The following is an 8,166-nucleotide window of genomic DNA, read 5'->3' on the forward strand; positions in this document are numbered from 1 at the left end:
GGAATGGCGTGGCCCCGGTAAAGGCGCCGTGATTCATCGGAGGAACCATTTGTGCGGCTGACCAACTTCTCGGACTACGCCTTGAGGATGCTGATGTATGCCGCCTCTGCCGGCGACCGCCTGATCACGATCGAGGAGGTCGCACGCACTTTCAACGTGTCCAAGGCGCACCTCAACAAGGTCGCCAATACCCTGACGCGTAGCGGCTACCTGAAAGCGGTCCGCGGCCGTTCGGGTGGGCTTGCCCTCGGGCGTCAGCCCGAGATGATCCGCATAGGCGATATCGTGCGGCTAACCGAGCCGGATTTCGCGCTTGTGGAGTGCTTCGCCACTGGAAACCAATGCGTGGTCACCGGCTCCTGCAAGCTTTCAGGCATGTTTGGCGAAGCGATGGTCGCCTTCCAGAACGTCCTCGACGGTTACACGCTGGCCGACATCATCCTGATGCCCCACGACTTTCTCGGCGGGCCGCCTGCGTCCCGCAGTTCCGGCGTGGCGCTAAACGGCGGGTAAGGGGGCTCGACCTGCAACCTCAGCGCCACGCAATTCACCCGCTACCAATCCGCTTTCCTCGAATGGAGACGAGCCATGACTGAGCCGAAGAAGGACGATGCGCCGATAACCAACCATTTCGAGTCGGGCATCGACCTGGACAATACGCTGCTCCCGATGCTGATCGGCGGGCTCGTTCTGATTGTCGTCGGGGCGGTAGCGGTCATGACGTTTGTCTAATGCATGTCGCCCAAAAGTGCGCAGCGGTTTTGGGACAACGACATGCATAAAACAAGAACTTAAAGCGCGTCGCATGAATCCGATCAAACGCGACGTTAGCCCGCAATCAGCCGCAATGCTTCGGGTCCGCAACGAAGGCGGCGTCGGGGAGCTATGATGACGCTTGCAATCGAGGAGGCTCGATCGTGAAGGAGCGCAGTTCGATCGATCCAGACATGGTCGTCGACGAGATCATGAGGAAATGGCCGGCAACGGTGGCTGTGGTGCTGAGATACAGGATGCATTGCGTCGGTTGCCCGATCGGTACCTTCCATACCGTGGCTGAGGCGTGCCGCGAACATCAGATCCACGAGACGGATTTCCTGTTGGATCTGGAATCGGCTGTTCGAGCGGGTAGGTGACGGTTAGGCCTTGGGTCGGCTCTCCGAAAGCACCACAAGCCGATGCTCGTCCTGACCTTCCTGCCCCGAGTTTGCGCCAGCGCAAATTCTCCTGGGGCAGATCAGGCTAGATGGCATGGAACGGCCAAATGCCGCGAAGACGCAACAAAGGACAAATCGATGAAACTCTCTATCCTGGCTGCCGCAATCTCCATCCTCGCGCTCGTCGGCGGCGCAAGCGCGGAGGAGCACGTGGTGCAGATGCTCAACAAGGGCGAAAAAGGCGCGATGGTCTTCCAGCCGGCCTTCGTCCAGGCTGCGCCCGGTGACACCGTCAAGTTCGTACCGACCGACAAGACCCACGACGCCCAGTCGATCAAGGGCATGATTCCGGATAGCGCCGAACCGTTCAAGGGAAAAACGAATGAGGAAATCACTGTCACGCTGACCCAGGAGGGTGTCTACGGCGTCAAATGCGCGCCTCACTACGGCATGGGCATGGTCGCGCTGATCGCCGTCGGCAAGCCGGTTAACCTCGAGGCAGCCACGGCGGTCAAGCATACCGGGAAAGCAAAGAAGGTGTTCGCGGATCTGCTCAGCCACGTTCCGGCCAACTGATCAGCCACCGATATAGCCATGCCTGCCAGATGTAAGCGCAGGCTGGGGTCGGACGGACCGAGGGGCGGCGGTTCATCCGGCCCTTTTCTATCTGGAGTCACAAATCATGGGAATTCCACGTCTTCGGGCCTACTCCGGTCCTGCGTTTCTTTCCTACGGGTTCAGGCCGTTCTTTTTCCTTGGGGCACTTCAGGCCGGGTTCTCCGTCATGCTTTGGCTGCCGATATATGCAGGTGAACTCGATGCTCACAGTGCGTTTGTTCCGGTCGATTGGCATGTGCACGAGATGCTGTTCGGCTATCTGCCGGCGATCGTTACCGGGTTCCTGTTGACCGCGATCCCGAACTGGACCGGCCGGCTGCCCGTGCAAGGTTCGCCATTGCTGGCACTGGTTGTCCTCTGGATTGCCGGGCGCGCCGCCATCTTCTTCTCGGCGGACATCGGCTGGGCAGCTGCCGCTGTGATCGATGTGGCATTTCTGCTTGCGGTCACGGCTGCGGCGGCCCGCGAAATCGTCGCGGGAAGGAACTGGCGCAATCTCAAAGTGTTGCTGCCGCTCGCCGTTCTGGCCTGCGCCAACGGCGCGTTCCACGTGGAGGCGCATCTTCAGGGTATATCGGACATCAGCCGCAGGCTCGGCATTGCCGCGGCGATCATCCTCATCTCGCTCATCGGCGGGCGCATCATTCCGAGCTTCACGCGCAACTGGCTTGTCCGCGAAAACCCGGGCAGGCTTCCGGCGCCCTTCGATCGTTTTGACGTCGCGTCGATAGCCGTCTCCATTGCCGCGCTGGGAGCATGGACGGTCATCCCCGACAGCAGTATCTCCGGAGTGCTCATGGCGATCGCCGCAATCTGCCAGGCATGGCGTTTGTCGCGCTGGGCGGGAGAGCGCACAACGCGGGATCCGCTCGTGCTCGTGCTCCATGCCGCATACGCCTTTGTGCCGGTCGGTCTTGCCTTGGTCTCGGCGTCGATATTCTTTCCCGACGCGGTGCCTGCCGCGGCGGGATTCCACGCCCTTGGCGCCGGCGCGATCGGCTCGATGACACTCGCCGTGATGGCCCGCGCAACGCTCGGACACACTGGGCGAGCGCTCAAGGCTGGAAGAGGAGCGTCGTTTGTCTTCGCGGCCATCCTTCTCGCGGGATCATTGAGAACCTTGGGCGCCTTCGGTCCCCATGACGGGCTCATCCATCTGGCCGGCGCCGCATGGGTGGCGGCATTTGCCGGCTTCATCTTGGTCTATGGAACCGCGTTGATGACGCCAAGGGCGCGGTGAAGCAGGCGGCAGCGATAGAGCATTCTGCAGTCAGGTGGAATCAATCGGCGTCGCAGAAATTATGCTAAAACAAATAGATAGAGCGGGATGCTCAGTTCAATTTGAACGCATCCCGCGCGCGGCCGCCGCTTTCCTCTTTGTCAGATGATCCCTAGGCGGCCAAGGATCCTTTTCGCCCACCCCGGTTGGTTCCGCACCAACCTGAATCCCAGATTGTCGGGAGGCGTCCCAACGGCACAGCCCCCGCTTTTGCCGTCGCTGACGAAGTTCGACATGTAGGTCCGGTGAAAACCCTCGACGACATGGACGCCGCAATTGTCAATCGAACTCGCAACACCAACTCCATCTGCCGCCAACGTCGCGCGGACATAGCATGTCGATGTCCACTCCCAGACGTTGCCGGAAAGATCGGCGAGGCCACGGGAGTTCACGCCGAAGGAGCCTCGGCTCCTCGGCAAGGGGTCCGGCCTGCGATTGAGCGCGACCTCGGCCTTGTAGCTGGTAAGCCAACGCCTGGCGGGGTTGTCGGCGTCGTCTTCTACCCCCTCGAATTCGCCCGTGAAGCGCTCCGCCGCGGCAAACGCCCACTCCTCATCGGATGGCAGCCGCCAGTGATCGCCGGTCGCCTCCGAATACCACCGCGCATAGGCGTCGGCATCGAGATAGCTCACTCCGGTTACCGGAGCATCGTCCGGGATCGCGCGTGCCTCCTGTGGCGGTTGGCATCCGCCGGCCGCCACGCAGTCCGCGTAGTCGGCCGCGCTGACCTGATAGGTCATGATTTCGAGAGGCTTGTCGAACTGTTGCCTGAGGCGGGGATTGCGTTGCGGGCGCCCGTCCTTCAGGAACTCGCCCGGCATCGGATAGACGATCGAACCGGGAAGCAGGGAAACGGTCATGGCCAGGGGATGGGCCGCGGGATAGGACTGTCGATGTCCACCCCAATCGCCGACAGCTTGTATCGACAACCCCACGGGAACCGCTACGGCCGCCACGGCGGCCGATGCAAACCTTGGGATGTGGAGCGGCATGGCTTTTGTCCATGCCCGGACAGCGGCGCTGTCCGGGCGATTGCGGCATCGTCAGTTCGTGACGATGGGTTTCGGGGCTTCGACCTGCGTCATCAGGTCGTCATTCCACTCGCCCTCGACCATGAAATGAGCGGTCGCTCCAAGTTCCACGGCCTCGATCAGATTGTGGTTGACGTAGGCGTAGACGCCCGGCTGCAGGAAGGTGTAGAGCGCCGCGCCCGCCGATCCGCCGCGAATGAACCAGGTTTCCAGATCCTTGGCCGGCGCGTTGGCGAATTTGCCCTGTTCCCAGACGTAGTCGCCGTGTCCGCCGATCAGGTGCGGGCGCGTATCGCGATTGGCCTGCGAATGGACGATCAACACCGTTTCGCCAACCTTCGCCTTCATCGCGTTGTCGCCGGTCAGCGACCCCGCCTTGCCGTTGAACACCACATGCGTCGGGATCAGTCCGCGCATCACTTTCATCACGTCGTCGTAACCGTCGCCGGCCGTTTCATAGCTCTTGAAGTTGCCCTTCTCGTCACGCGGGATATAGAAGTCGTTCTCGCCGATATAGAAGATGCTGTCGTATTTGACCGGCTTGCCCTCGTCGTCCTTCAGGCCATCTCGCGGCAGGACCATGATCGCGCCGCTCATGCCGGATACGACATGCCAGGGGATCATCGAGCCGCCGGGCGCGCAGTGATAGACGAACGTTCCCGTTCGGGTTGCCTTGAAGCGCAAGGTGACCTGCTCGCCGGGATTGACCAGTGTGAGCTCGCCGCCGCCCAGCGCGCCGGTTGCGGCATGGAAATCGATGTTGTGGGCGAGCGTGTTGGTATCGGGATTGACGAGCGTCAATTCGACGTAGTCGTCCTGATGCACGACCATCAGCGGGCCGGGAACCGAGCCGTTGTAGGTCATCGCATTGAGCGTCGTGCCGTCGGCGTCGATGACAACGGGCTTCTCTTCGATCGTCATGGTGAATTCGACGATCTTCGGGCCCCCCTTGGCGACCTGATCATGCTGATGGACGAACGGCGGCGCCACGAGCTTGATCCTCTCGCGGGCAAGCTTGCCGATCTCCGCCTGGGCGGCCGTTGCGGAAAATGCGGGCATCGCCGCCACGGCGGCAGCGCCAATCGCTGCGCCGAAGAGGGCTTCGCGTCGCGTGAGCATTTTAGTCTCCTATCTCTCAATCGTTGCTGATGAGGGGAAACTACCGGACGTGAAGCGCCTTTTCTTTGCGTTGGCGCAAACTGTATGAAGGCGTGTCGCAGGACGGCGGGCGCCATTCGAATTTGCGCTGCGCGTTTGTCGAATCCAGGTGCGTAGCGAGTTTCGGAACCGCTAAGTATTTGCTTTTTCTGATCGGAGTGGCAGGATTGAACCTGTGACCCCATCGTCCCGAAGGAGGTATCTTGCCCAGAAAGCCCGGATTTCCGGGCTTACGAGCGGTGGCCTCTGTTCACTTTATTTCTGACTTACCTGTGGGGTTTGTTTGGGGAGGGGTGAGAGCGTTGGCCTTCTGTGCCCCCCGGCATTCGGACGACTTTTCTCGGAATGTTTCGCGAGCCCGCCTTGGAGACGATCGCTTCTGCGGCATCCGCTTGGTAGTCCGGGTGATGGTGGCCATAGGTCTGGATCAGCATCTCGACGGTCATGCCGAGGAAGCCGGCGGCCGCCCAGGGATCAGAGCCCTGTTGCATTAGCCAGGTAGCAGCGGTGTGGCGGAAGATGTGCGGGGTCACGTCCGTACGGAACACGCGCTTGGTTCTGCCGTCCGGCGCTACAACATCGTCGTACCAGCCGAGCCCGGCAGCCTCGACCACTGAGCGGAAGGCTTTCTTGATCGACTGGACGGGCTTACCGTTCCACTCGACGACATAGTCATGGGCGATCATTCGGCCGGTGTTTGCGCTTTTGCCGCGACCCTTGGTCTTGATCTCCAGTGGCGTGATCGCCCATCGCCGAATATGGGCAAGCAGGCGATTGGGCAGGCGCACCGGCGGCTGGCGCTTTTTCGTCTCGAGGCGACCGGCTGCACGACGATAGAACACGCCGCGTTCAAGGTCGACATGGCCCGCCCGCTCCGTCGGTCGGACGGCGGCGCCGCAGATCGCGGCGGAACGAGTGCCGGTGTAGAGAGCAACTAGGATGAAGCGCGCCACGTGGCGTCCTGTGCGACGGTCGCTAGGCCTTCCTTTCCAAGATTGACGCATGCGCCAAGCCGCGCGGATCAAAGCAGCCGCTTCGTCACGTGTCAGCCATCGGTCCCGCGGCGCGGACTTGGGTGGCAGCACGATCGCAGGCGTCGAACTTATATAGCCTTCTCGATGATAGCTGTTTAGCGCCGACCGTAGGTCCTCCAGTTGCCGCCTGGCGGCCGCACCGTCGCCGTGCGCCTTGGCATAGTCACGGCAGATTTTGCCGTTAATGTCGCCGATCCTCATGTCGCCGAACCAGTTAAGCACCGCGACCATACGAGCAGCGGTTTCTTTCGGTTTCGCGTGACCGGGCGCGACGTCTGTTAGGTAAACACTAACAGCGTCGGCTATCGCGACGGTAGTGGGATCACGACCGCGCTCGCGGACCGGCTCGTACTTTTCGGTGATGTAGCTGGCGAGCCGCTTTTCAGCGCGTTCGCGGTCGCCAGTGCCGCCGCAAGCGCTGATGAAGGTCGCGCCGTCCCGGATGAACCAGCCGGCTCGGCTGCGTAAGGAACCGTCCCGTTTCCTGCTTTCGTCGCGCCAGACAAGGCGTGCCCCTTTCGAAGTCCTTGACATCTTTTCCTCATGTCGGCGATCGCCGCCAAGGTTACATACTCTTTGCCCGCGATCATTTCAGTGACCAGTCCCGCATCTCGCTCCTTGCGCAGGCCAGGTGCGCCCATCGTACCATCTGGGAATGCGATGCGGACGGGACCATACCAGCCGATAACCCGTCCTTCGCGCGCCAGGGGCCAGATAGTCGGAGCTCGAGATGGAGGGGTCGAATGGTTCAGTCATCTTGAAAGTCCTGTGGAAGAGGATGGTTGGGCGCCGTGGAATTCTGATGTCGGATCGCTATGCTAGGAGCGAGTCATCCGCTCGAAGCGGCCCATGACATGGTGGTAGACTTCAGGGGCTTCGTAGCCGGTGTCAGCCATCAGTGTCGCGGCACGTCGCAACGTTTCGATCGTTGGCTTGAGGGCGTGAAGGTCTTCGTCGTCGTAGTGCAGATCCAGCTCCGAGGAGAGTTCGCGCAAGAAATCCGTCGCACGTCTGCCGTAGTCTGGTCGATGGTCATGTGGTGGGTTCCTTACTGAGGTCGAGTGAAAGTGGATACATATCATTTAAAGTAGAAGTCTACTGTATAAGATAGATAGCTATGAAGATGAGGAACGCAATGGGCCGCGCAAGATTTTTTTGGCGGAGAATGTTCGGATGACCGAGACAGAGTGGGAGCGGCTGATGAGCGGGCTCCTGAAGGCCGAGCTCAAGCTTCAGGGCCTGAGCTATGCCGATCTGGTCGAAAAGCTGGCCGCTATCGGGGTCGAGGAGAAAGAGGCGAACATCAGCAACAAGCTATCACGCGGACGCTTCAGCGCCGTGTTCTTCGCCCAGTGCCTCAAGGCGATAGGGTCGCAAAGGCTGAAGCTCGACTGACATTTGTCGGGGCGCCGGCGCCTCGTCCGTGCAGTGATCTAGACGCAGCAATCGCAGCTCTGGGTAGCAATAGGCGCCGCGGTTCAATAATCACGCGTCTGCCGCCGCAGCCCAGATGCCCTTTAGCCTTTTCCGTGGGGATATCTGTGGTCGACCGTGAACAATCCGGGCCCTAAGCGGCGACCGACTTCGGCCGAAGTTGAAGCAGGGCGATCAAGAGCGACAAAAAATCCTTCAGCCACCTGAGCAGGAGGGAGAAGTTGTAGCCGGCGGCGGCCAGGATGGCGTTGAGGGCGTCGCCCTGGCGGCCGGCGAGGTAGTTGCGGCCCATTCTGTGTTCGCTCTTGATGTGGCCGATGACGGGCTCGACCGCCGACCGCCGCCGCATCTGGCGCTTGATGGCTGGGGTGACGCGGCGCTTCTGGCCGGCGGTGAAGACCCTGAACTTGTGGCTCTGCGGTGCGTTGTGGCCGCGATAGCCGGCGTCGGCGAGGATG

General features: G+C 61.3%; 11 protein-coding genes. 6 read left to right on the forward strand and 5 right to left on the reverse strand.

Features of this window, described 5'->3' with window-relative positions; translation table 11 throughout:
* Window positions 1-51: 51 nt before the first annotated feature.
* The 5 genes from IQ26_RS34005 to IQ26_RS34020 all read left to right on the forward strand — a co-directional run bounded on the left by IQ26_RS34005 (window position 52) and on the right by IQ26_RS34020 (window position 3,012).
* Window positions 52-513: an RrF2 family transcriptional regulator gene (locus IQ26_RS34005; protein ID WP_145722771.1), complete on the forward strand. Its 462-nt coding sequence runs from the start codon at window positions 52-54 to the stop codon at window positions 511-513.
* A gap of 75 nt (window positions 514-588) precedes the next feature.
* Entirely contained in the window at window positions 589-732 is a 144-nt protein-coding gene (locus IQ26_RS39855) for a hypothetical protein (RefSeq protein ID WP_167522726.1), read from the forward strand.
* Between the two features lie 185 nt (window positions 733-917).
* On the forward strand, window positions 918-1,133 hold the full coding sequence (locus tag IQ26_RS34010; protein ID WP_145722772.1) for a DUF1858 domain-containing protein: 216 nt from the start codon (window positions 918-920) through the stop codon (window positions 1,131-1,133).
* 159 nt (window positions 1,134-1,292) lie between these two features.
* Entirely contained in the window at window positions 1,293-1,730 is a 438-nt protein-coding gene (locus IQ26_RS34015) for a pseudoazurin (protein WP_145722783.1), read from the forward strand.
* Window positions 1,731-1,836: 106 nt separating this feature from the next.
* Window positions 1,837-3,012 carry an NnrS family protein gene (locus IQ26_RS34020; protein ID WP_145722773.1) on the forward strand — a complete coding sequence of 392 codons (1,176 nt, stop codon included), beginning with the start codon at window positions 1,837-1,839 and terminating at the stop codon, window positions 3,010-3,012.
* Window positions 3,013-3,152: 140 nt separating this feature from the next.
* Here IQ26_RS34020 and IQ26_RS34025 read toward each other — a convergent pair whose 3' ends face one another.
* The 4 genes from IQ26_RS34025 to IQ26_RS39315 all read right to left on the reverse strand — a co-directional run bounded on the left by IQ26_RS34025 (window position 3,153) and on the right by IQ26_RS39315 (window position 7,269).
* Entirely contained in the window at window positions 3,153-4,043 is an 891-nt protein-coding gene (locus tag IQ26_RS34025) for an SUMF1/EgtB/PvdO family nonheme iron enzyme (RefSeq protein WP_145722774.1), read from the reverse strand.
* Window positions 4,044-4,094: 51 nt separating this feature from the next.
* Window positions 4,095-5,201 (reverse strand): copper-containing nitrite reductase, encoded by a 1,107-nt coding sequence (gene nirK, locus IQ26_RS34030; protein ID WP_145722775.1) that lies wholly within the window; start codon window positions 5,199-5,201, stop codon window positions 4,095-4,097.
* Between the two features lie 305 nt (window positions 5,202-5,506).
* Window positions 5,507-6,505, reverse strand: coding sequence for a site-specific integrase (locus IQ26_RS34035; protein ID WP_240547382.1), 999 nt, complete (start codon window positions 6,503-6,505; stop codon window positions 5,507-5,509).
* A gap of 587 nt (window positions 6,506-7,092) precedes the next feature.
* Window positions 7,093-7,269 (reverse strand): hypothetical protein, encoded by a 177-nt coding sequence (locus IQ26_RS39315; protein ID WP_156090969.1) that lies wholly within the window; start codon window positions 7,267-7,269, stop codon window positions 7,093-7,095.
* A gap of 178 nt (window positions 7,270-7,447) precedes the next feature.
* Between IQ26_RS39315 and IQ26_RS34040 the strand changes: the two genes are divergently transcribed.
* Window positions 7,448-7,669 (forward strand): DUF6471 domain-containing protein, encoded by a 222-nt coding sequence (locus tag IQ26_RS34040; RefSeq protein ID WP_145722777.1) that lies wholly within the window; start codon window positions 7,448-7,450, stop codon window positions 7,667-7,669.
* A 172-nt stretch (window positions 7,670-7,841) separates the two neighbouring features.
* On the opposite strand, the gene IQ26_RS34045 is transcribed toward IQ26_RS34040, so the two are convergent.
* A partial coding sequence (locus IQ26_RS34045) for a transposase (RefSeq protein WP_208760275.1) occupies window positions 7,842-8,166 on the reverse strand: 325 nt, incomplete at its 5' end.

It is taken from the genome of Mesorhizobium tianshanense, from assembly GCF_007830515.1.
In the GTDB taxonomy this organism is placed as follows: Bacteria; Pseudomonadota; Alphaproteobacteria; order Rhizobiales; family Rhizobiaceae; genus Mesorhizobium; species Mesorhizobium tianshanense.